The organism is Paraburkholderia sp. BR14374 (assembly GCF_040948685.1).
Taxonomy (GTDB): Bacteria; Pseudomonadota; Gammaproteobacteria; order Burkholderiales; family Burkholderiaceae; genus Paraburkholderia; species Paraburkholderia youngii.
Genome location: NZ_JBFPKF010000023.1, coordinates 25,973 through 48,739 on the forward strand (window position 1 = coordinate 25,973; position 22,767 = coordinate 48,739).

Here is a 22,767-nt window from a genome sequence, read left to right on the forward strand (position 1 = left end):
AGCCTTTCTTCGACAGTTTTTGTCTTTTAAATCAAGGGTGACCAGAACTCTTCGCATTTTTCGACCCGCTTATTTGACCGCTTCGGTCTTCAGGTCATAGCCGTCGGTCAGCGTTGCGAGGAACGCGGTGAAGAGCGGATGGGCTCCGTTCACGCCCGGCTGGTCGATATGACAGGACGCGCAATTGCCGCCGGCGGGGTCGCCGAACAGCTTTTCGCCTCGCAACGCTTGTGCAGTTAGTTGCACTTTTCTGTCGAGGTAGCAATCGAACTTGCTCGTGTACGAATGAGAGTTCAGGTCTTCGCGCTCGAAGCGCTCGATCGCGTGGCGAGGGGGGGCCGCTCGCTTCATCGTTCGCGCGGATTTGAGACAATGCACGTCCGCCGTGCGTATCGCGTTGCGCACCGCCTCGATGAACAACCGATGTTTTCAGCTATGAGCAAGACCGCGTTTATCCCCAGTGTCCCGGGCACATCGGACGACGACTTCGAGATTTCGGCGAGCGCGAAGATGGCCGGCTACCGGCGCTTCTTCGGCGTGTTGAAGGTCGTGCGCACGACCGACGGCCGCGTGCTGTTTCCGTTCGACGGCGCGCCCGAACTCGGCCCGCATCCGAGCCGCGTCGAAGCACTCGCGGCCGCGCAGGTGTATGGCGAACACATCGTCGCGAGCGATCTGGCGCGGCCGGAGTTGTAGGCCGAGACGCCCCGAACCGGGTCCATTCCAACGAACGGCGAGGTCTCCGTCAGCGCGCCCGCACCCGGCGCGCAGCCCCAGCCCCCGAGCGTGCCGCCAGCACACCGCCGATCACGCCGCCGATATGGCTCTGCCACGACACATCGGGATAGATCGGCAGCACACCGAACAGCAAACTCAGACCGTAGCTGCCGACCACGACTAGAGCCACGAGGATCGACGCCAGATTGCGCGTGTAGTAGCCGCGTGCGACCAGGTAACCCGCATAGCCGAACACCAGTCCACTCGCGCCGATATGCACCGAATACGGCGCGCCGAACAGCCACGCGCAAAGACCGGCGCCGAGCATTGCGCCGATGGTCGCACGCCAGAAGCCGCCGATGTGCGGCCACGTACACAGCCAGCCCAGTACGACGAGCCCGCTCGTGTTGGCCGCGATATGCCCGACGCTCGCATGCAGCCACGGTGCGAACAGAATCCCTTGCAAGCCGCCGAACGTACGCGGCACGACACCGTGTTCGTCCAGATGCAGGAACGGCAACGCAACCGACAGAAAGAACACGGCCCACATCGAACCGACGAACAGCGCGATCAGTACGACTCGCGACTTGAGCTTCTCGGTGAGCGTGTTGCGAGATGAGGTCTTCATGGTGACGTGGCCACGGGATGTCGACAGAGGGTAGTCGATGTGGCGTCGTCACGTCGAGGCATCGTGGAACGACAGATGCCGATTTGAGCGGTGGGTGTTTCGTCAGCCGCACCGCACCGAATGGCGGTGCGGCTGATTTGGCGGGAGCCGGCGGCCCGGTTCGTCGCCGCCGCCGTTACGTCTTCTGCTTCGTCGTCACTCCACCGTCACCGACTTCGCCAGATTGCGCGGCTTATCCACATCCGTGCCACGCGCACAAGCGGTGTGATACGCGAGCAACTGCAGCGGCACCACGTGCAGGATCGGCGACAGCAAGCCATAGTGCTCCGGCATCCGGATCACATGCAGTCCTTCGCCGTTGACGATCTTCGTATCCGCATCGGCGAACACATACAGCTCGCCGCCGCGCGCGCGCACTTCCTGGATGTTCGACTTCAGCTTTTCGAGCAGCGCGTCATTCGGCGCAACCGTCACCACCGGCATCGCTTCGGTCACGAGCGCCAACGGCCCGTGCTTCAGCTCGCCAGCCGGATACGCCTCGGCGTGGATATACGAAATTTCCTTGAGCTTCAGCGCGCCTTCGAGCGCGATCGGATAATGCATGCCGCGTCCGAGGAACAATGCGTGTTCCTTGCGCGAAAACTCCTCCGACCAGGCGATGATCTGCGGCTCCAGCGCGAGGACGCTGTTCAGCGCGGCCGGCAGGTGGCGCAACTGCTTCAGATAACTCGCTTCCTGCTCGTCGCTCAAACGTCCGCGCAGCTTCGCGAGCGTTGCGGCCAGCGTGAACAGTGCGACCAGCTGCGTCGTGAATGCCTTGGTCGACGCGACGCCGATCTCGCGGCCCGCATGCGTGAGGAACGACAACTCGGTCTGCCGCACCATCGCGCTCGTGCCGACGTTGCAGATCGCGAGCGTGTGCGGGTGGCCGAGTTCCTGCGCGTGCTTGAGCGCCGCGAGCGTGTCGGCGGTTTCGCCCGACTGCGAGATCACCACCACCAGCGACTTCGGATTCGGCACCGACTCGCGATAGCGATACTCGCTCGCGATCTCGACCTGAGTCGGAATCTTCGCGACCGATTCGAGCCAGTACTTGGCGGTGAGTCCCGAGTAGTAGCTGGTGCCGCACGCGAGAATCAGCAGGCTGTCGATGTCCGCGAACACCTGGCGCGCGCCTTCGCCGAAGATCGACGCATCGAACGCGTCGGCTTGCGGAATCGTGTCGGTGATCGCGCGCGGCTGCTCGAAGATTTCCTTCTGCATGAAGTGGCGATACGGGCCGAGTTCGACCGCGCCGCCATAGGCCGCGACCTGACGCACCTCGCGTTGCGCGATCTCGCCCTGGCGATCGGCGATGCGCACGCCATCGAGCGACAGTTCGCAGACGTCGCCTTCCTCGAGGAAGATGAAGCGCTCGGTGCTGCCGGCGAGCGCGAGTGCGTCCGAGGCCAGGAAGTTTTCACCGTCGCCGAGTCCGACTACGAGCGGCGAGCCCTGGCGGGCGCCGACCACCGTATGCGGCTGGTCCTTATGCAGCACCGCGATCGCATACGCGCCGTGCAGTTGTGCGATGGCTTCGCGCACCGCGGCGAACAGGTCGCCGCGATACAGGCTATGGATCAGGTGAGCAATAACCTCGGTGTCGGTTTGCGACACGAACTCGTAACCCTTGCCGCGAAGCATTTCGCGCAAGGTCTCGTAATTCTCGATGATGCCGTTGTGTACCAACGCCAGCGCGTCGCGCGAGAAGATCGGGTGCGCGTTGTCGGTGACCGGCGCGCCATGCGTGGCCCAGCGTGTATGCGCGATGCCCGTCACGCCTTCGAGGTGACCTTCGCGCACCTGAGCGTCGAGGTCGGCGACGCGCGCGACGCTGCGTGCGCGGCTCGGCCCGCGAGCGCCGAGCACGGCGACGCCGCACGAATCGTAGCCGCGATATTCGAGACGTCGCAGTCCTTCGATCAGGACGGGAACGATATTACGTTGCGCAACCGCGCCGACAATGCCGCACATGGTGTATTCCTTTTCAGTGCCGAATTCAGTGAGCGCGCCTCGTGGGCACGCCATATCGATCAGCTTTTCTTTTTGACTGGGCGCACGTAGCCCGTCTTGCTCGTCTGGGTTTTATCGTTCAGCACCAGCGCATTCGCGGCGACATCTTTCCACACCGTGGTGCCGGCCGCGATCGTCGCGCCGCGCTGCACGCGCACCGGTGCGACCAGTTGCGTGTCCGAGCCGACGAACACGTCGTCCTCGATCACGGTGCGGAATTTATTGGCGCCGTCGTAGTTGCAGGTGATCGTGCCCGCGCCGATATTCACACGCGCGCCGACATCCGCGTCGCCGATGTAGCTGAGGTGGTTGGCTTTCGAGCCATGACCCAGCACAGCGTTCTTGATCTCGACGAAGTTCCCTACATGAGACTCGTCTTGCAGCGCCGCGCCTGTGCGCAAGCGCGCATACGGACCGACAACGGCTTTCGCGCCGACTTCCGCGCCTTCGATGTGCGTGAACGCATCGACCCGCGTACCCGCGCCGATACGCGCGTTGCGAATCACGCAGTTCGGCCCGATGCTGACGTTGTCAGCGAGCGACACGCTGCCTTCGAACACGCAGTTGACGTCGATCGATACGTCGCGGCCGCATTCGAGCGTGCCGCGCACGTCGACGCGCGCGGGGTCGGCGAGCGTCACGCCCGCGATGAGCAGCGCGTCGGCGACGTTGCGCTGATGAATCCGCTCGAGTTCGGCGAGCTGCTGCTTGCTGTTGACGCCGAGCGTTTCCCACTCGTCGTCGGGCTGCGTGGTGACGACTTCGAGCCCGGCTTCGATCGCCATCTCGACCGCGTCGGTCAGATAGAACTCGCCTTGCGCGTTGTCGTTCTTGAGCGCCGCGAGCCAGCCGGCAAGGCGCGCGGTCGGCGCGACGATGATGCCGGTGTTGATTTCAGCGATCTTCAGCTGCTCCGGATTTGCGTCCTTCTGCTCGACGATGCGCTGCACGTTGCCATGCTGATCGCGCACGATGCGGCCGTAGCCGTTCGGGTCGTCGAGCGTGACGGTGAGTACGCCGTAGCCGTCCTGCCCGGCGCGCTCTGTCAGTGCGCGCAGCGTTTGCGCGCGCGTGAGCGGCACGTCGCCATAGAGCACCAGCGTGGGCAACGAAGGATCGAGCAGCGGCAGCGCCTGCTGCACCGCGTGGCCGGTGCCGAGCTGTTGCTCCTGCACCGCGAACTGGATATCGGGCGCCGCGACGGCTTCGCGCACGGCTTCGGCGCCGTGGCCGATCACGACGATCAGGCGCGCGGGCTTCAGCGCGCGGGCGGTGTCGATGACATGAGCGAGGAGCGGCCGGCCGGCCAGAGGATGGAGCACCTTGGGAAGCGCGGACCGCATGCGCTTGCCGGTACCTGCCGCCAAAATGACGATGTTCATGGCGTCGGCAAATAGACGAGTTTGGAGCGCACGATTCTATCATGCTGCACCTGCAAAAAAGGCCGCAGACGCGGCCTCGGCAGGGCGTGCAAATCAGCGGAAAACCGCCCGAATGCCGCCAAAACAAGCAATTTTCGCTCTCTACAGGTCGTCGAACTGGACCAGCGGAATAGTCTTCGCGCCGGTGAGCGGCGCGCCTTCGTCGCCGCTCGAGCACGGTTCTTCGTCGAACGCGATGTCGCCTTGCGGGTCGGCCTCGCCGGTCGCGCGCAACCCCGCGAACGGAAACAGCTGGTGATCCATAAGATGCGACGGCACTACGTTCGACAGCGCGTTGAACATGTTCTCGATGCGACCCGGGAAACGCTTCTCCCAGTCGCGGACCAGCGCCTTCATTTCCGCGCGCTTCAGGTTTGGTTGGCTACCGCACAGATTGCACGGAATGATCGGGAATTCGCGCAGCTCCGCGTACTTCTCCAGATCGGTTTCCTTCACGTAGGCAAGCGGCCGGATCACGATGTTCTTGCCGTCGTCCGATTGCAGCTTGGGCGGCATGCCCTTCAGCTTGCCGCCGTAGAACAGATTCAGCAGCAGCGTCTGCAGGATGTCGTCGCGATGATGGCCGAGCGCGATCTTGGTCGCGCCGAGCTCGCCGGCGACGCGATACAGGATGCCGCGCCGCAGCCGCGAGCACAGCGAGCAGGTGGTCTTGCCCTCCGGCACGAGCCGCTTGACGATGCTGTAGGTGTCCTGGTTCTCGATGTGGAACGGGATGTCGAGCTGGGTCAGATACTCGGGCAGCACGTGCTCGGGGAAGCCCGGCTGCTTCTGGTCGAGGTTGACCGCGACGATGTCGAAATTGATCGGCGCGCGCTCGCGCAGCCGCATCAGGATGTCGAGCATCGCGTAGCTGTCTTTGCCGCCCGACAGGCACACCATCACCTTGTCGCCGTCCTCGATCATGTTGTAGTCGCCGATCGCCTGGCCGACCTGGCGCGCGAGGCGCTTGAACAGCTTGTTGTTCTCGTACGCTTCCTTCTGCTCGCGGCGCGTGAGCGGCGATTTCGGGGCGCGCGCGGCGTTCGGGGCCGTGGTGGCCTCGGCGGCCTGGTCGCCTGCGTTCAGCATTTCGGGTGCATTCATCGCTCAGTCCTCCTTGATGCGGAAGACTTCGACACCGACCGCATCGCAGTCCGGATACACGTCCGGCTTCTCGGTCGACACGCGCGCGCCGCGCACCTGCGGATGTTCGAGCATCACGCGCACGAGGTCGTCGCACAGCGTTTCCTGCAGATGAATATGGCCTTGCGACACGCGCTTGGCGATCGTCGAGCGCATGAAATCGTAGTCGACGACTTCGGTGAGCTTGTCGTGAACCGGCGTGGACATCGCGAGCGGCACGAACAGTTCGACGTTGATCACGACGCGCTGCTCGCCGCGCTTTTCGAAGTCGTGCACGCCGATGTTGATATGCACTTCGTAATTGCGCAGAAACAGCCGGCGGCAATCGGCGAGCCGGGGGTGCGAAAGAGCGGCAAACATGTTCGTTCCAATCAAAAAAGCGTGCGGGCACGCAAAGGGGCGCTGCGCCACTCGTGACGGCCGCATCGAAGGCTGGCCGCGCGCGCGTGTCAGGCGCCCGTCAAAAACATTACGTCGCGCGGCAGCGGCACGAGATGCTGCCCGCCGTCGACCACCAGCGTCGTTCCGGTGACGCCGGCTGCATCCGCGAGATACAGCGCGGCGGCGACGATATCCTCGGGCCGCGACGCACGGCCAAGAGGCGTCATACGGTGAGCGGCTTCGAACCCGTGCTGGGTCTGGTCGCCCGATTGCATGGTCAGGCCGGGCGCGAGCCCGACCACCCGGACCTTCGGTGCGAGCGCCTGAGCGAGCGCGACCGTCGCGGTCTGCAGCGCCGCCTTCGACAGCGTGTACGACAGATAGTCAGGGTTCATGTTGTACAGCTTCTGGTCCAGCACATTGATGACCACGCTGCGCTGGCTTTCGTCGCGCAGCGCGGCATCGGGCGTCGCGTCATAAAGCATACGCGCGAGCACCAGCGGCGCGCCGACGTTCATCGCGGTCAGCTTCAGCAGCAGCTCGTAGCCGACGTCGCGCGCCGTGTCTTCCTCGAAGCGCGACGCGTTGTTGACGACGCACGACGGCCGACCCAGCGCCGCGGTACAGTCCGGCAGCAGCCGCGCGACCTGCGCCTCGTCGCCGAGCTCGGCGTGCAGCGCGACCGCGCGACGGCCCAGCGCGACGATCTGTGCAACCACTTCGTCGGCGTCCTCACGCGAGGCGCCGTAGTGCACGGCCACGTCCCAACCGCGCGCGGCGAAGCCGAGTGCGAGCGCGCGACCGATGCGGCGCGCGGCGCCGGTAATCAGCACGACGCGGGGCGGTTCAGTCGGCGCTTCGGCCGCGCGGGCAGCGATGTCCGGAGAAACGGTCATTTACAATGCGGGGATGAATCCGAAAGCTCACCAACCCGATAGTTTACCTGCTCCCGGCCGGAGCGCGCTCGCGCAGTCCGATGCGCTCGTCGCCGAGATCCGCGCGCAGCTCGAAGCGGCCGGCGGCTGGCTGCCGTTCGACCGCTACATGGAGCGCGCTTTGTACGCGCCGGGGCTCGGCTACTACAGCGGCGGTGCACGCAAATTCGGCCTGCGCGCCGACGACGGCAGCGACTTCGTCACCGCGCCGGAATTGTCACCGCTGTTCGCCGCGACGCTCGCGCGCCCGGTCGCGGAAGCGTTGGAGGCGAGCGGCACGCGCGAGGTGATGGAGTTCGGCGCCGGCACCGGCAAGCTCGCCGCGGGGCTGCTCAATGCGCTCGACACCCTCGGCGCCGAATTCGACAGCTATTCGATCGTCGATCTGTCGGGTGAGCTGCGCGAGCGGCAGCGCGAAACGATCGCGGCGGCCGCGCCCGCGCTGCTCGCCAAAGTACGCTGGCTCGACGCATTGCCGGAGCGCTTCGAAGGCGTGGTGATCGGCAACGAGGTGCTCGATGCGATGCCGGTGCGGCTCTTCGCGCAAAACGGCGGTGTCTGGCACGAGCGCGGCGTGGTCTGGCGCGACGGCGCGTTCGCATTCGACGACCGCCCCGTCGCGGCCGCCGCGGACCGCGCGCTGCTGACCGAAATCGATACTGATCGCGAGAACGCCGGCGACGGCTACGTGACCGAAACGCACGAAGCCGCCCGCGCTTTCACGCGCACCATCTGCACGATGCTCGCGCGCGGCGCGATCTTGCTGATCGACTACGGCTTTCCGCGCCACGAGTACTACCACGACCAGCGCGCGCAGGGCACGCTGATGTGCCACTACCGGCATCGCGCGCACGGCGACCCGTTCCTGTACCCCGGTCTGCAGGACATCACCGCGCACGTCGAATTCACTGGCATCGCCGAGGCGGGCGTCGACACCGGCGCGGATCTGCTCGGCTTCACTTCGCAAGCGCGCTTCCTGCTGAACGCGGGCGTCACCGAGGTGCTCGGCGAAATCGATCCCGCCGACAGCCGGCGTTTTCTGCCCGCGGCCAACGCGGTACAGAAGCTGCTGTCCGAGGCGGAGATGGGCGAACTCTTCAAGGTGATCGCGTTTTCACGCGGACTCGACGATACGTTGCGCGCCTTTTCGAGCGGCGACCGCTCGCATACGCTGTGATTGTGAAGCCGTTCCGGTTCGAGGACTCGCGATGATTCGCTGGCTGTTGACTACCTTCGTTGCCGTCGCGGTGCTGTCGTCGTGCTGGCCGTGGCTGCGGAAGCTCGGCATCGGCCGGATGCCCGGCGACGTGACCTTGCGGCTGTTCGGCCGCGAGTATCCGTTTCCGTTCATGTCGACGCTGGTGCTGTCGATTCTGTTGTCGCTGTTGGCGCGGGTGTTGTAGGCACCGCGCGCCGCTTCACGTTACCACCGCTTCAGGCAAGCGCCGCTTGCACCGCGCGCACCCGCTCCTCATGCACGGCGTCCTTGATGCCGGCCGGTGCATCGGCGAGCCGCTTGGCCACCGCTCCCGCATCCACGCCTCGCGCGGCCACCAGCGCCACCCTCAGCCGCTCGGCCTGCGGGTACTCGCTCATCTCGAGGCCGAGCCGCCCGCGCGCATCGGACTCGCAGGCCTGCAGCGCCTCGGCGAAGCGCGCCGGCTTCCTGATCGCGTCGCTGCGCTCGAGCAGGCGCACCAGTGCCGCCGCCCCCATCTCCATCACGCGATGAATATTGCCGTGCTCGCGCGCGACCAGCATCGCCAGATCGCGGCATTCATTTGGCACGCGCAGCCGCTCGCACAGCGGCTTGAGCAGATCGACGCTGCGGCCCTCGTGGCCGATGTGCCGCGGCAGTTGCTCCTCGGGCGTGGTCGCCTTGCCGAGGTCGTGTGTCAGCGCCGCGAAGCGCACCGGCAGCGTGTAGCCCTGCTGCGCGGCATGGTCCAGCACCATCATCACGTGAACACCGGTATCGACTTCGGGGTGATAGTCGGCGCGCTGCGGCACGCCGAACAACGCATCGATCTCCGGCAGAATCCGCGCGAGCGCGCCGCAGTCGCGCAGCACGTCGAACATCCGCGACGGCTTCTTCTCCATCAGTCCGCGCGATACTTCCTGCCACACGCGCTCGGCCACCAGTGCATCGGCTTCACCGTCGGCGACCATCTCGCGCATCAGCGCCAGCGTTTCCGGCGCGACCGTGAAATCGACGAAGCGCGCCGCGAAACGCGCGATGCGCAGAATCCGCACCGGATCTTCGAGGAACGCATCGCTGACATGGCGAAAGAGCCGCGCCCGCAAGTCAGCCTGACCGTTGAACGGATCGATGACGGGACCGGTCAGCGCACCGTCCGGGCGCACCTCGCGCGCCATCGCGTTGATCGTCAGATCGCGGCGCGCGAGGTCTTCTTCGAGCGTCACGTCGGGCGCATAAAAAAACTGGAAGCCGTGATAACCGGCCGCCGTCTTGCGCTCGGTGCGCGCGAGCGCGTACTCCTCGTGCGTCTGCGGATGCAGGAATACCGGAAAGTCCTTGCCCACCGGCCGATAGCCCTGCGCGACCATCTGCTCGGGCGTCGCGCCCACCACCACATAGTCGCGGTCCTGCACCGGTACGCCGAGCAGCTCGTCGCGGACCGCGCCGCCTACTGCATAGATATTCATGGGCATTCGTCTTGATAGGCGATCGCGTGCGTTTCACGGCGCGAGGCATCGATCCATGCGTTGACCGCGGGCAGCTTGGTAAGCCGCTCGACATAGGCGACCGAGGTCTCCGACAACGCCGGCTTCCACGTGTTGAAGCGCATTGCGACCGGCGCGTACATCGCGTCGGCAATGCCGAATTCGCCGAACAGGAACGGACCGCCGTAGGTGTCGAGGCAGTCGCGCCAGATCGTCTCGATCCGCGCGATGTCGGCGAGCGCGCCCGGCGTCGCGTTCTTGCCCGGGAACGACGCACGGATGTTCATCCACATCTTCGAGCGCAATTCGCCGAAGCCCGAATGCATCTCGGCGCTGACGCTGCGCGCATGCGCGCGCGCCGCCGCGTCACGCGGCCACAGCGCGTGTTGGGCAAAGCGCTCGGCGAGCGTTTCGGCGATCGCGAGCGAATCCCACACGGCCTGCCCCGCGTCGTCGATCAGGCACGGCACCTTGCCCGGTCCGCGCGGTGCCTGAGCGCGGATCTTCGCATTCGTATCCGCTTCGTTGAGCAGGATCAGTTCCTCGTCGAACGGAATGCCGAAGTGCGTGAGCAGCAGCCACGGACGCATCGACCACGACGAATAGTTCTTATCACCAATCAGCAGTTTCATGCTTGTTATCAGGGAGTGGGAAAAAGGTTTCAGCGCCCCGCGCTGGCGCGGAACGTGTCGAGTCGCGAACCCGAGGCCGCGCCGGTCAAATACGTCGGCACGATCGCTTCGATGCTGACCGGTTCCAGTCCGAGCTCCGGCGCGAGCGGCCCGCTCAGAATATTGGCGACCTTCATCGAATCGAGATTGTCGCGCGAAATCACCGGTTCGCCCGGCGCCAATTCGAAGCTCAGCGCCTGCAGCCGCGCGAGCGGCTCGGGCAGACGGATGATGCGCGCATGCTTGCCGATCACGTCGCCGCAATACGACACCAGGTCATCGAGCGTATAGACGGTCGGGCCGCCGAGCTCGTAGGTGCGGCCGCCCGCGCCATCCATATCGAGCACGTTGACGATCGCCTTCGCGACGTCGCCGACATAGACCGGCTGGAATTGCGCGTCCGGCATCGCGAGCGGGATGACTGGAAACACGCGCTGCAGAAACGCGAACTTGTTCAGAAACGCGTCCTCGGGACCGAACACGACGGACGGCCGGAAGATCGTCCACGCGACATTCGCCGCATGCACCGCCTTCTCGCCGTCACCCTTCGAGCGCGCATACATGCTCGGGCCGCTCGGATTGGCGCCGAGCGCGCTCAGATGAATCAGCCGATGCACGCCCTTGCCTTCGCAGGCGGCGACGATGCGCGTCGGCAACTCGACGTGCGCATGCGCGAACTCCCGTCCATAAGGCTTGCCGCGTTTGCCGTTCAGGATACCGACGAGGTTGATCACGCAATCCGCGCCTTCGACGAAGCGCGCGAGCTGCACCGGATCGAACACGTCGGTTTCGAGCACGTCGATCGGCAGCATGGTCAGATGGCGCGCGTTGTAGCGTCGCCGCGTGGCGACGCGCACATCCTTGCCCATTTCGACGAGCGAGTTGACGAGGTAGCTGCCGATGAACCCGGAGCCGCCGATGACCGCGATAGCTTGATGTCGCATTTTTCGACTCCCTGATGGAAGCCGCGGCAACGGCTGGCGAAGCGCGCCGCAACCTCGAAACGAGATTGCGGCGGCAAGGCGCTTACGGTGCGATGTAACCCAGGCGCGCCTTCAGCGATTGCGGACGGCCTTCAAACAATGCCGCGTAGTAGACCGTGTTGGACAGCACATTCTTGACGTAGTCGCGAGTTTCCTGGAACGGAATCGCCTCGGCGAACACCGCGCCTTCGACCGGGCGCTGCAGCGACTGCCGCCAGTTGCGCGGACGGCCCGGACCTGCGTTGTAGCCAGCGGTGGCCAGCACGGCGGACCCGTCGAACTGATTGTAGATCATCGCCAGGTAGTTCGTACCGAGCAGGATATTGGTGTTGATGTCGTTCATCTGCTCGCGCGAGAGCGGGCCCAGACCGATTTTCTTCGCGACCAGTTGCGCGGTGGCGGGCATCAGCTGCATCAGTCCGCCCGCGCCGACGTCAGAGCGCGCGTTGATGATGAAGCGCGACTCCTGACGAATCAGCCCGTACGCCCACTCGACGTCGAGCCCGCTCGACTGCGCGTCCTGCTCGACGATGTTGCGGAACGGCGATAGATAGCGCAGCGAAAAATCATGCTCGCTCTTCGTGCGGTCCGCAGTGTTGACGGTGCGGTCGTACAGCTCGATGCGGCGCGCGTACTCGGCGGCCGCCAGCAGTTGCCGGTCGGTCATGCCGCGCAGCGGCCAGTTCCACTCGCGATTGCCTTCGAGCCGCAGATTCAGCGCATAGAAGCGCTGCGCCAGATCGAAACCCGGCGTGGTGCCGGCCTGCTGCACTTCGGCGTCGGTGACCGTGGTTTTCGGCGGCACGGTGATCTTCTGGCCGAGCTCTTCCAGCGCGAGCTGGCCGTAAAAGTTGAAGTTCGACGCGATCGACTGGAATTCCTGGTTGGCCGTGGCGGTGTCGCCAGCCTGCTTGAGCGCGCGCGCGTGCCAATACACCCACGACGGCTGCTTGCGCAGCGACTCGGGCATCTGCTCGATCGACCAGCGCACCATGTTCCAGTCGCCGGCAAGCAGTGCACTGCGGGTGCGCCATTCATACGCGGGATTCGACAGCGGCGCGTTCGCCGACAGCCGGAACCAGTCGACCGCGGCAGGCATCTGCTTGAGCGCCCCCTGATAGCCGATCGTGCCCCAGCCGATCGCGCGCTCCGGCGAATTCAGCGACGGCGCGACCGATGCGAACGTGGCTGCGGCCATGGCCGGATCGTTGCGCGCCATGCGCGTGATCGCGAGCAGCGCCAGCTGATGCGATTGCGCATCCGGTCCGACGCTGCGCGCGAGCAGCAGCGGCGGCGTATTGGCGGCCTGGCTGAACAGCACCGGGTCGGGCGGCTGGTCGCCGAGCGCGTCGACGAGCTTGCTGCCGGTGTTCGTGTAGTTCTGCTCGTACGCGAGACGAATCTGCGCCCAGATGTCGTCGCTGCTGAACTGATGGTTCACGCCGAGCACCGTGATCAGATCGACGCAGCCGTCGCCGTACCACTTCGGATCGACGAGCAGCGCGCGTGCCGCGTCCGCGACGTTCTCGCCGCGCGACGCGCGCGATTCGAGCGCGTAGCACTTGACCTGAGTGTCGTCGTCGAGCACGAACTTCGCGTACTGCTGGTCGAAGTTGCGCCAGTCGTGACGCGTGCCGAGCACGGTCAGATAGTCGTTGCGCATGCGATCGGCGATTGCCTGGCCGTCGTACTTCTGCAGGAACGCGAGCACCGGCGCGTCCGGCGCGTCGATGCGCGCATGGCCGGTCGAATCGAACAGCTGCGGCTTGATCTGAAAGTACTCCAGATACGAGGGCGCCGGATAATTCGGGATCATGCTCGCGAGCTGGGCTGCGCGCGCCGCGTCGTTAGTGCGCGCGGCTTCGCGAAGCTGGACGAAAATCTGGTCGTCGTTCGTGAGTTGGGAGATTGGGAGAGGCTTGACGGCCGAGGCAGTACTGCAGGCCACGAGTGCCGCTGCGGCCAGCGCGATACCGGCCGCGCGATATACTCGAAAAAGGCGTTTTGACATCGTTGTTTCTGGAGCGCGAATTGGACCCAAGCATAGCATGCAACCCTGTCCCCGCAACGAAAAAGGCGCTGCGCCGGATGTTGCTGGAAAGCCGTCTGCAAGCGGCTTCCGAGCCGTCGAAGAATGCCGCGCTCGGGCGTCGAATGCTCGACGCGCTGAAGCACTATGCGGTACGTAGCGCCGGATTCTACTGGCCGCTCGCCGGCGAGTTCGACGCGCGCGGCGCGATCGGGATCTGGCTCGCCGCGGATTCGCATCACGAAGCCAGTCTGCCAATCATTAAAGAACGTGGCATGGCACTAGAATTCCATGCGTGGACGCCCGCGACGCCGATGAAAATCGGCCATCACAAGATTGCCGAGCCCACTTCGGGGCGCGTCGTGCTGCCCGAGCTGCTGTTCGTGCCGTGCGTGGGTTTTGACTCGGACGGCTATCGCCTCGGCTACGGCGGCGGCTATTACGACCGCACGCTGGCCCGCTGGCCGGCCGCGCACAAGCCGATCACGGTCGGCATCGCGTACGAAGCGTGCCGCACCGACACGCTGGAGCGCGAGGCGCACGACATTCCGCTCGATCTGATCGTGACCGAAGCGGGGTTTCATCCGGCGCTGCCGGACTGAACGCGCGATGCGCGGCGTGTGACGCGCGGCGTTTGCGCGCTATTTCGTCGCTACAGCGAAGCGGCCGCGCGCGCCGCCGTGTCGTACAGCCCCGACGCATTGCGCATCAACTGCGCGGCCTCGCCGATCTGCTGGTTGGTCAGGCCACTTTCCTTGAGCGTCGAGATCAGGCAGTTTTCGCGCACCTCGCGATACTTCAGGCATAGCTCGCGGCCCGCGTCGGTGGCGGAAAAGAACACTTCCTTGCCGGTCTTTTCGCTTTTTACGTACCCTCTAGCTACAAGCTTTTTCAACGCGTAAGTCGCGACGTGCGTGTCTTCGATGTTCAGCACGAAGCAGATGTCCGCGAGTTTCTTGCGGCGCTCGCGATGGCTCACGTGGTGCAGCAGCGACACCTCGATCGCGGTCATGTCCTTGTCGCCGGCCGCCGACATGCAGCGCACCATCCAGCGGTTGAACGCATTGCCCGCCATGATCAGCGCGTATTCGAGCTCGGACAGCTCCGCGCTGCTCTCGGAGACGAGGTGTTCCGACGAAACGATCTTGGTGGGATGACGCGTCATACGAGGTTCCCGTGACGAAAATGGGCTGGAAAAGTGTCGCAAGTGTACGACGATGCCCAGTCGCCGACGAGCCTGGCGAAAACGCTTATTGGTAAATCGTCGATATTTTATTGATAATGTATTCTCCAAACCTCGCCGACTCCGTGCCGGACCTGCGCCCACGCATCGCGCCGTCCGCCTCATTTTCAGACTCGATCCGGGCCGCCCAGACATGAGCCAACCACGAATCTTTCCACTCGGCGATGCCGCGCTCGTCTGCGAAGCGCCCCCGCCGGCCACGCTGGAGTGCCAGCAGCGCGTGTGGGCCGCCGCTGAAGCCGCGCGCGACTGGCCGCAGGTGCTCGAAGTCGTGCCCGGCATGAACAATCTGACACTCGTGTTCGACCCGCTCGCGACCGACGCCGACGCGCTCGGCGAGCAGTTGCTGGCGGCCTGGAACGCAGCGGCCAAAGTCGCCGCGCCGGGACGCGACGTCGAAATTCCTGTGCAGTACGGCGGCGCATTCGGCCCCGATCTGCAGGCGGTCGCCGAACATACGGGCTTGAGCGCGCGAGAGGTCGTCGAGCGTCATGCGGGCGGCGCCTACGTGGTGTTCTTTCTCGGCTTTCAGCCCGGCTTCGCCTATATGGGTGGGCTCGACGCGGCGCTGCACACGCCGCGCCGCGCGTCGCCACGGCTCGAAGTGCCGGCGGGCTCGGTCGGCATCGGCGGCGAGCAGACCGGCATCTATCCGGCGGTGTCGCCGGGCGGCTGGCAGCTGATCGGCCGCACCGAGGTGCCGCTGTTCGACCCGGCGCGCCGCCCGCCCACCCTGCTGCAGCCCGGCGACCGGGTGCGCTTCACGATCGCGGGGATGCACGCATGATCGACGTGATCCGCGCGGGTCTCCAGACCACGATCCAGGACCTCGGCCGCCACGGCTACCGGCATCTCGGTGTCGCGATGAGTGGTGCGCTCGACCGGTTGTCGCTCGAAGTCGGCAACCGGCTGGTCGGCAATCGCCCGGATGCGGCCGGCCTCGAAATCACCTTCGGTCCGACCGTGCTGCGCTTTCTGCGCGCAACGCGCGTCGCGATCGCCGGCCCCGACTTCGGCTCGACGCTCGACGGCAAGCCGGTCTTTTCATGGTGGAGCCTGCCCGTGCAGGCCGGCCAGGAACTCGTGCTGAACGCGGCGAAGCGCGGCATGCGCGGTTATGTGTGCGTGGCGGGCGGCATCGACGTACTGCCGATGCTCGGCTCGCGCAGCACCGATCTCGCCGGTCGTTTCGGCGGACTCGGCGGCCGCGCGCTCAACGATGGCGACCGTCTGCCGGTCGGCGCGCCGCCGCAGCGCGGCCAACTCGGCTTCGCGCCGGAGGCGCCCGCGTTCGGCGTGAAGGCGCCCACATGGTGCAAGTTCGTGCTGGTCCCCGAGCCGCTGCGGCGCGGCCGACATCCGTCCGGCGTGCCGTGGGCGGTACCGATCCGCGTGCTGCGCGGCCCCGAATACGACAGCTTCACCGCGGATGCGCAGCAGTCGTTCTGGTCCGACGAGTGGCTCGTCACGCCGAACAGCAACCGCATGGGCTACCGCCTCGCAGGCACGGAACTGAAACGCACGCACAAGACCGATCTGCTGTCGCACGCGGTGCTGCCCGGCACGATCCAGGTGCCGCCGAACGGTCAGCCGATCGTGCTGATGAGCGATGCGCAGACCACCGGCGGCTATCCGAAGATCGGCGCGGTGATCCAGGCCGATCTGTGGAAGCTCGCGCAGGTGCGCCTGAACGCGGCGGTCCGTTTCATCCCGACGACGCCCTACGAGGCGCGCCAGGCTTTGCTGGAAGAACGCACGTATCTGCGGCAGATCGATGCCGCGATCGCGATGCATGAAGAGCGTTGCACGCGCCAGGCGGCGCTCGCGGCGCTGTAACGGTGAGAAAAGGAATCCCCATGGAAATCGATCTGAACGCCGATCTCGGCGAAGGCTGCGGCTCCGACGAGGCGCTGCTCGACCTCGTGAGCTCGGCCAACATCGCATGCGGCTGGCATGCGGGCGGGCCCAACGCGATGCGCGACTGCGTGCGCTGGGCCGTGCAGAAAGGCGTGTCGATCGGCGCGCATCCGAGCTTCAACGATCCGGAGAATTTCGGCCGGAAGGAAATGGATCTGCCGGCGGGCGAGATCTACGCGGGAGTGCTGTATCAGCTCGGTGCGCTGTCGGCGATCGCGCAGGCCGAGGGCGGACGCATCGCGCATGTGAAGCCGCACGGCGCGCTGTATAACCAGGCCGCGCGCGACGCGAAGATCGCCGACGCGATCGTCTCCGCGGTGCACGACTTCGATCCGTCGGTGGCGGTGTTCGCGCTCGCCAACAGCGGGCTCGTCAGCGCCGCGCGCAACGCGGGCCTGACCGCGATCGAGGAAGTGTTCGCCGACCGCGGCTATCGCGCCGACGGCTCGCTGGTGCCGCGCAAGGAGCCGGGCGCGCTGCTCGACGACGAGGACGAAGTGCTCGCGCGCACGCTTACGATGATCCGCGAGCAACGCGTGAAGGCCGTCGACGGACAGTGGGTGCCGCTGAAGGCGCAAACCATCTGCCTGCACGGCGACGGCCCGCACGCGCTCGCGTTCGCGCGACGCATTCGCGCCGCGCTCGCCGACGCCGGCATCGAAGTGCACCCGGCGGGCGCCGCGCGCGTCTGAGCGTTCGCATCGCCACCGTGCACACCGCGCGGTGATGCCCGCCGCGAAACCGCCGATGCCGACGCACTTGCATCCGCGGGGCAGGTAAAGAGAGTTCGACGCGGCCGCAGAGCCGCGGCAGCACGCCGGCGCATGGGCCGCATGCACCGGTTCACGTCAGCCGCTACCCGCGGCGAAGTTGCATAACCTCTTTGGAGACCCTGATGCAGACAACTGTCAGTCTATGGCCGCTCATCGGCGTGGCGGTCATCATCGTTGGCTTTCTGTTGCGCTTCAATCCGATGCTGATCGTGGCCGTCGCCGCGATCGTCACCGGTTTCGCCGCGCATTTCCCGCCGGAAAAAATCCTCGCGCTGATCGGCACCGGCTTCATCAAGACGCGCAACATCCCGCTGATCATCCTGTTGCCGCTCGCGGTGATCGGCCTGCTCGAACGACATGGCCTGCGCGAGCGTGCGCAGGCATGGATTAGCGGCATCAAGGCGGCGACCGCCGGGCGTCTGTTGATCGTCTACCTGGCCGTGCGCGAGCTGACCGCCGCGGTCGGCCTGACCGGGCTCGGCGGCCATCCGCAGATGGTGCGTCCGCTGATCGCGCCGATGGCCGAGGGCGCGACCGAGAACCGCTTCGGCAAGATCAGCGACGCGGTGCGCTTCCGGCTGCGCGCGTTCTCGGCCGCAACCGACAACGTCGGCCTCTTTTTCGGTGAGGACATCTTCGTCGCGTTCGGAGCGATCGTGCTGATGACGACTTTCCTGAAGGAAGCGGGCATCGTCGTGGAGCCGATTCACGTTGCGGTGTGGGGCATTCCGACCGCGATCAGCGCGTTCATCGTCCATGGCTTCCGGCTCTGGCTGCTCGACCGGTGGCTCGAGCGTGAATTGCGCGGCAAGGTGTCGGGCGGTACTTCGAGCGCGAAAGCGACTGCCGCATCAAAACCGTCGTCGGCCACTCGTGCTACCGGAGACGAAGCATGACCTTCACGATCACCTATCTGTTCTGGTTGCTCGGCATCGTGCTGCTGATCGTCGGCGGCATGATCGTTACGGACCGCCAGCATCCGCGCCGCTTCACCGCGGGCGGCTTCTGGATTCTTTATGCGCTGATCTTCCTGATCGGCGACCGGCTGCCGCCGGCCGTGGTCGGCGTCGCGGTGATCGCGATGGCGCTGATCGCGGGCTTCGGCGGCGTCACCGCGGGCAAGCCGAAGACGCTGTCACTCGAAGCGCGTCAAGCGAGCGCCGCGCGACTGCGCAACAAGCTGTTCGTGCCCGCGCTGACGATTCCGGTCATCACCGTGATCATCACGCTAGCGGCAAGCCATCTCGTGTTCGGCGGCGTGCCGCTGATCGAGAAGGCCAACGTCACTCTGATCGGCTTCGGCATCGGCTGCGTGATTGCGCTTGCGATCGCCTGCGTGATCACGCGCGACACGGTCGGTCAGTCGATGAAGGAGGCGCGCCGCCTCGTCGATGCGCTGTCGTGGGCCGCGGTGCTGCCGCAGATGCTCGGCATGCTCGGCCTCGTGTTTTCGGACGCGGGCGTCGGCAAGGCGGTCGCGCACGTGACCACGTCGTATATCAGCCTCGACTACCGCTTCGTCGCGGTGGCCGTGTACTGCATCGGCATGGCGTTGTTCACGATGGTGATGGGCAACGGCTTCGCGGCGTTTCCGGTGATGACGGGCGGCGTCGGGGTGCCGATCCTCGTCGGCGTATTCCACGGCAACCCGGCCGTGATGGCCGCGATCGGCATGTTCTCCGGCTACTGCGGCACGCTGATGACGCCGATGGCCGCAAACTTCAACATGGTGCCGGTCGCGCTGCTCGAATTACCCGACAAGAATGCGGTGATCAAGGCGCAGATTCCGACGGCGTTGACGCTGCTGGTGATCAATATTTTTCTGCTCAATTTCTTGATGTTTCTGTAGCGCTGCTGACAAGGGCGTCGCTCAGACAAGCGGCGCGTGAAAAGACGCGAGCGGTCTTGCGTCGCTCACCCCGCCTCCACCACGAAGCCGTGCTGCCGCAACAGCTGCAGCACGCCCTTCGGTCCACCCAGATGGAGCGCGCCGATCGCGACGAACAGCGGCTTGTTCGGCGCGGCGAGCTGCAGCATCTTCGCGACGAAGCGGCGATTGCGCTCGTAGACGATCCGGTTGTCGATCGAATCGGAGATGCGGGGATCGCGCGCGAGCTTCTCCGATTTGGCGGCCTGCCACGCGGCGATCGCATCGGCATCGCCGACCTGCCATAGCCGATGCAGCGTGCGCACGTCCTGGACGTTCTGCGCCGGCGTCTGCACCAGGTCCTGTGCGAGCATCTCACGCTGCTGCGCGGCCGACAGTCCGGTGAACGAACGCATCTGCTGGGCGAGCGTTTCGAGTCCGACGATCTTGCCGCGCGTCTTCAGATACACGTTCTGCAATTGCGCTTCGGTACCGTACTCAGTTTGCAGACCCGCTGACAGCGAGTCGTAGGTCTCGACCACCAGCGACGCAAGCCACGGCCGCATCTTCTTGATCGCATCGAGCGCGGCCGGGTTGCCGCGCAGCCGCAGCGCGAGCTTGTGCCACAGCGGCTCGGGCAGCAGGCCCGGCAGGCAGTCGTGCTTGCACACGCCGTACTTGGAGACGTCGTCCTGCGACACCAGCAGTTCGTCGGGCGACAGTTCGAGCGCGAGTGTCGGCGACGCGGCGAGCGCCGCGAGGATCGGCGCGCGGAACGGCTGCGCTGCCGGATAGTCGGCCGGATCGCCGACGTGCAGCGTGCCGAGCACATAGATGGTGATATTGCCGCGCGTCGCGACATAGAACGGCATGCGCGCCGGTTGCTGACGCACCGGTCCGCTCGCGGTGGTGCCAGGAACCGGGGGCGGCGCAATCGACGGCGGTGGCGTGGCTGGCACATTAACCGCCGGTCGGGCCGCCTGGGCCGCGGGGGCTGGCGTATTGGCCGCCGCGCCGGCTGCGTCAGCGATGCCGGGCACGGCCGCGCCGACCGACAGCGCGCAGCCTACGCGCAAAAAAGCGGACAGCGACGCGGGAAGAACTACGGAGCAAAAGGCGCGCGCGAGCGCATCGACAACCGCGCAGAAAAACGTGCGAAAAAACTCGCTGAAGAAGCTTCCAGCAAATGCGCCGCAGGGCGCGGCGCCTCCCGACGCACGCGCCCCGCGGCGCCGCGCGAAGCCGGCTATCAAGCCGCCCTCACACAAGCGGCGCGCAAGACGACGCGCCGCCACCCCATCAGGCATCCACGTCCCCCACCTCTTCGGCGCGGTGACAGGAGACGAGGCGCCCATCCACTTCACGCAGCTTCGGCACCTCGCTGCGGCAACGATCGATCACGTACGGGCAGCGCTGATGGAACGTGCAGCCCGACGGCGGATTCAGCGGCGACGGCATCTCGCCTTGCAGCTTGATCTTGATCGTGCGGTCCGCCTCGAAGATCGACGGGGTCGCCGACATCAGCGCGCGCGTGTACGGATGGCGCGGGTGCGAGAAGATGCGCTTCTTGTCGCCGAGCTCGGCGACGCCACCGAAGTACATGACCATCACGTCGTCGGCGATATGCTCCACCACCGACAGGTTGTGCGAGATGAACACGTAGCTCGTCTTGAACTCATCCTGCAGGTCCATGAACAGGTTCAGGATCTGCGCCTGGATCGACACGTCGAGCGCGGACACCGGTTCGTCGGCGACGACGATCTGCGGATCGAGGATCATCGCGCGCGCGATCGCGACGCGTTGACGCTGGCCGCCGGAGAACATGTGCGGATAGCGCTTCGCGTGCTCGGGCCGCAGGCCGACCGTGCGCATCATCTGCGCGATGCGCTCGGCGCGCTCGGTCGCGCTCATCTGCGTGTTGATCGCGAGCGGTTCGCCGAGCGTTTGCTCGACGGTCTTGCGCGGATTGAGCGACGCAAACGGGTTCTGGAACACCATCTGCACGCGCCGCCTGAGCGCGGCGATCTTCTCGTGATTCGCGCCGGCCACGTCCTCGCCATCGATCAGCAGGCGGCCCGCGCTCGGCGTTTCGATCATCGTCAGCTGACGCGCGAGCGTCGACTTGCCGCAGCCGGACTCGCCGACCACCGCCAGCGTCTTGCCGCGTTCGAGCGCGAACGACACGCCGTTCAGCGCCTTCACCGTGCCGTGCGCGAACATGCCGCGCTTGACCGTGTAGTAGCGCGCGAGCTGGTCGGCGACGAGCACGTGATCGCCAGGACGATCCGACTGGCGACGGGGTTCGGGTGCTGCGCTCATCGGGCGCCTCCTTGCGTGTGAACGTTGGCGTCCTTCTCGAGGTTCAGCGGCTTGATGCAGCGCACGCGCGTGAATTCCGCATGGGCGGGCAGCGCGGCGAGCGCGGGGCGCGCCTTCATGCAGTCGTCGACCACGTACTTGCAGCGCGGCGCGAACAGGCAGCCCTTGGGCCGGTCGTCGCGGCCCGGCACCATGCCCGGCAGCGCCGCGAGCCGCACCGCGCCCACGTTGTGCTCGGGAATCGCGGCCAGCAGCGCTTCCGTGTACGGATGATGAGGCGCGGCAAAGATGTCGGGCACCTTATTCGTCTCGATCACCTCGCCCGCGTACATCACGGCGACGCGCTGCGCGACCTCGGACACCACCGCCAGATCGTGAGAAATCAGCACGAGCGCCATGCCGCGTTCCTTCTGCAGGCGCATCAGCAGTTCCATGATCTGCGCCTGGATCGTCACGTCGAGCGCGGTGGTCGGCTCGTCGGCGATCAGCAGCTTCGGGTTGCAGGCGATCGCCATCGCGATCATCACGCGCTGGTTCATGCCGCCTGACATCTGATGCGGAAACGCGCCGATGCGGTTCTTCGCATCGGGAATGCCGACCTGATCGAGCAGTTCGAGTGCGCGTTTGTCGAGCGCGCTGCCGCGCAAGCCTTCGTGCAGCTTCAGCACTTCCTTGATCTGATAGCCGACCGTGTAGCTCGGGTTCAGGCTCGTCAGCGCGTCCTGGAACACCATCGCGATGTCCTTGCCGATGATCTTGCGGCGTTCCTTCGCGGAGGCGTTCAGCAGGTTCTTGCCGTCGAACGTGATTTCGTCGGCGGTGACCTTGCCGGGCGCGTCGATCAGGCCCATCAGCGCCATCATCGTCACGCTCTTGCCCGAGCCCGATTCGCCGACCACGCCAAGCACTTCGCCCGGTGCGACGTCCAGATTGATGCGGTCGACCGCGGGCAGGCCGCCGAAGTTGACCGCGAGATTGCGGATGGTCAGTAGATTGCTCATGT

At 65.8% G+C, this 22,767-nt stretch carries 23 protein-coding genes and 1 pseudogene; 9 read left to right on the forward strand and 15 right to left on the reverse strand.

The annotated features are described in order from the left end of the window. Positions 1-120: 120 nt before the first annotated feature. A pseudogene (locus tag AB3X86_RS32815) lies at positions 121-324 on the reverse strand (cytochrome-c peroxidase); the annotation flags it as partial. 111 nt (positions 325-435) lie between these two features. Here AB3X86_RS32815 and AB3X86_RS32820 point away from each other — a divergent pair. After that, positions 436-696, forward strand: a complete 261-nt coding sequence (locus AB3X86_RS32820; protein ID WP_176124588.1) for a DUF6723 family protein — start codon at positions 436-438, stop codon at positions 694-696. 49 nt (positions 697-745) lie between these two features. On the opposite strand, the gene AB3X86_RS32825 is transcribed toward AB3X86_RS32820, so the two are convergent. The 6 genes from AB3X86_RS32825 to AB3X86_RS32850 form a co-directional block, all read right to left on the reverse strand. Continuing rightward, the gene (locus AB3X86_RS32825; protein WP_176380108.1) at positions 746-1,345 is read right to left on the reverse strand and encodes a rhomboid family intramembrane serine protease; all 600 of its coding nucleotides are present in this window, start codon (positions 1,343-1,345) and stop codon (positions 746-748) included. Positions 1,346-1,540: 195 nt separating this feature from the next. Beyond that, a complete protein-coding gene (gene glmS / locus AB3X86_RS32830; protein ID WP_176380107.1) occupies positions 1,541-3,358 on the reverse strand; it encodes a glutamine--fructose-6-phosphate transaminase (isomerizing) in 1,818 nt (605 codons plus the stop codon). Positions 3,359-3,417: 59 nt separating this feature from the next. Continuing rightward, positions 3,418-4,779 (reverse strand): bifunctional UDP-N-acetylglucosamine diphosphorylase/glucosamine-1-phosphate N-acetyltransferase GlmU, encoded by a 1,362-nt coding sequence (gene glmU, locus AB3X86_RS32835; RefSeq protein WP_368599177.1) that lies wholly within the window; start codon positions 4,777-4,779, stop codon positions 3,418-3,420. A gap of 141 nt (positions 4,780-4,920) precedes the next feature. Beyond that, positions 4,921-5,922, reverse strand: coding sequence for a tRNA 2-thiocytidine(32) synthetase TtcA (gene ttcA / locus AB3X86_RS32840; protein WP_368599178.1), 1,002 nt, complete (start codon positions 5,920-5,922; stop codon positions 4,921-4,923). Positions 5,923-5,925: 3 nt separating this feature from the next. Then, positions 5,926-6,321 carry a dihydroneopterin aldolase gene (locus tag AB3X86_RS32845; RefSeq protein ID WP_013090805.1) on the reverse strand — a complete coding sequence of 132 codons (396 nt, stop codon included), beginning with the start codon at positions 6,319-6,321 and terminating at the stop codon, positions 5,926-5,928. A gap of 89 nt (positions 6,322-6,410) precedes the next feature. Further along, positions 6,411-7,238: an SDR family oxidoreductase gene (locus AB3X86_RS32850; RefSeq protein ID WP_368599179.1), complete on the reverse strand. Its 828-nt coding sequence runs from the start codon at positions 7,236-7,238 to the stop codon at positions 6,411-6,413. 13 nt (positions 7,239-7,251) lie between these two features. Between AB3X86_RS32850 and AB3X86_RS32855 the strand changes: the two genes are divergently transcribed. Both AB3X86_RS32855 and AB3X86_RS32860 read left to right on the forward strand, forming a co-directional pair. Then, positions 7,252-8,454: a class I SAM-dependent methyltransferase gene (locus tag AB3X86_RS32855; protein WP_368599180.1), complete on the forward strand. Its 1,203-nt coding sequence runs from the start codon at positions 7,252-7,254 to the stop codon at positions 8,452-8,454. Between the two features lie 31 nt (positions 8,455-8,485). Further along, the gene (locus AB3X86_RS32860; protein WP_013090808.1) at positions 8,486-8,680 is read left to right on the forward strand and encodes a DUF2905 domain-containing protein; all 195 of its coding nucleotides are present in this window, start codon (positions 8,486-8,488) and stop codon (positions 8,678-8,680) included. 31 nt (positions 8,681-8,711) lie between these two features. Here the strand turns inward: AB3X86_RS32860 and AB3X86_RS32865 are convergent, their stop codons facing one another. From AB3X86_RS32865 to AB3X86_RS32880, 4 genes are all read right to left on the reverse strand, one after another. Continuing rightward, a complete protein-coding gene (locus tag AB3X86_RS32865) occupies positions 8,712-9,944 on the reverse strand; it encodes a multifunctional CCA addition/repair protein (protein WP_176124569.1) in 1,233 nt (410 codons plus the stop codon). Then, entirely contained in the window at positions 9,941-10,594 is a 654-nt protein-coding gene (locus tag AB3X86_RS32870) for a glutathione S-transferase family protein (RefSeq protein WP_184226267.1), read from the reverse strand. The genes AB3X86_RS32865 and AB3X86_RS32870 overlap by 4 nt, the downstream gene beginning before the upstream one ends. A gap of 29 nt (positions 10,595-10,623) precedes the next feature. Beyond that, entirely contained in the window at positions 10,624-11,577 is a 954-nt protein-coding gene (locus tag AB3X86_RS32875; RefSeq protein ID WP_368599181.1) for a complex I NDUFA9 subunit family protein, read from the reverse strand. 82 nt (positions 11,578-11,659) lie between these two features. Beyond that, positions 11,660-13,627 carry a transglycosylase SLT domain-containing protein gene (locus tag AB3X86_RS32880; protein WP_368599182.1) on the reverse strand — a complete coding sequence of 656 codons (1,968 nt, stop codon included), beginning with the start codon at positions 13,625-13,627 and terminating at the stop codon, positions 11,660-11,662. A gap of 77 nt (positions 13,628-13,704) precedes the next feature. On the opposite strand from AB3X86_RS32880, the gene AB3X86_RS32885 reads away from it, so the two are divergent. Then, positions 13,705-14,247 carry a 5-formyltetrahydrofolate cyclo-ligase gene (locus AB3X86_RS32885; RefSeq protein ID WP_255215121.1) on the forward strand — a complete coding sequence of 181 codons (543 nt, stop codon included), beginning with the start codon at positions 13,705-13,707 and terminating at the stop codon, positions 14,245-14,247. 50 nt (positions 14,248-14,297) lie between these two features. Here the strand turns inward: AB3X86_RS32885 and AB3X86_RS32890 are convergent, their stop codons facing one another. Continuing rightward, a complete protein-coding gene (locus AB3X86_RS32890) occupies positions 14,298-14,810 on the reverse strand; it encodes a winged helix DNA-binding protein (protein ID WP_018418717.1) in 513 nt (170 codons plus the stop codon). 211 nt (positions 14,811-15,021) lie between these two features. Here AB3X86_RS32890 and pxpB point away from each other — a divergent pair, with 211 nt between their 5' ends. The 5 genes from pxpB (at position 15,022) to AB3X86_RS32915 (ending at position 19,427) form a co-directional block, all read left to right on the forward strand. After that, complete coding sequence (gene pxpB, locus AB3X86_RS32895; protein WP_368599183.1) at positions 15,022-15,675, forward strand: 5-oxoprolinase subunit PxpB; 654 nt, start codon at positions 15,022-15,024, stop codon at positions 15,673-15,675. Continuing rightward, a complete protein-coding gene (locus AB3X86_RS32900; RefSeq protein WP_368599184.1) occupies positions 15,672-16,724 on the forward strand; it encodes a biotin-dependent carboxyltransferase family protein in 1,053 nt (350 codons plus the stop codon). The genes pxpB and AB3X86_RS32900 overlap by 4 nt, the downstream gene beginning before the upstream one ends. 20 nt (positions 16,725-16,744) lie before the next feature. Beyond that, positions 16,745-17,497: a 5-oxoprolinase subunit PxpA gene (pxpA, locus tag AB3X86_RS32905; RefSeq protein ID WP_152852541.1), complete on the forward strand. Its 753-nt coding sequence runs from the start codon at positions 16,745-16,747 to the stop codon at positions 17,495-17,497. A 203-nt stretch (positions 17,498-17,700) separates the two neighbouring features. Then, positions 17,701-18,474, forward strand: coding sequence for a DUF969 domain-containing protein (locus AB3X86_RS32910; protein ID WP_176110043.1), 774 nt, complete (start codon positions 17,701-17,703; stop codon positions 18,472-18,474). Continuing rightward, the gene (locus tag AB3X86_RS32915; RefSeq protein WP_368599185.1) at positions 18,471-19,427 is read left to right on the forward strand and encodes a DUF979 domain-containing protein; all 957 of its coding nucleotides are present in this window, start codon (positions 18,471-18,473) and stop codon (positions 19,425-19,427) included. Before AB3X86_RS32910 ends, AB3X86_RS32915 begins: the two co-directional genes overlap by 4 nt. Positions 19,428-19,492: 65 nt before the next feature. Here the strand turns inward: AB3X86_RS32915 and AB3X86_RS32920 are convergent, their stop codons facing one another. Genes AB3X86_RS32920 through AB3X86_RS32930 form a run of 3 tightly spaced genes read right to left on the reverse strand, consistent with a single transcriptional unit; the run spans position 19,493 to position 22,765 of the window. Then, positions 19,493-20,752, reverse strand: a complete 1,260-nt coding sequence (locus AB3X86_RS32920) for a TraB/GumN family protein (RefSeq protein ID WP_368599186.1) — start codon at positions 20,750-20,752, stop codon at positions 19,493-19,495. After that, the gene (locus tag AB3X86_RS32925; RefSeq protein ID WP_368599187.1) at positions 20,745-21,764 is read right to left on the reverse strand and encodes a peptide ABC transporter ATP-binding protein; all 1,020 of its coding nucleotides are present in this window, start codon (positions 21,762-21,764) and stop codon (positions 20,745-20,747) included. Before AB3X86_RS32925 ends, AB3X86_RS32920 begins: the two co-directional genes overlap by 8 nt. Next, positions 21,761-22,765: an ABC transporter ATP-binding protein gene (locus AB3X86_RS32930; RefSeq protein WP_368599188.1), complete on the reverse strand. Its 1,005-nt coding sequence runs from the start codon at positions 22,763-22,765 to the stop codon at positions 21,761-21,763. Before AB3X86_RS32930 ends, AB3X86_RS32925 begins: the two co-directional genes overlap by 4 nt. Between the last annotated feature and the right edge of the window lie 2 nt (positions 22,766-22,767).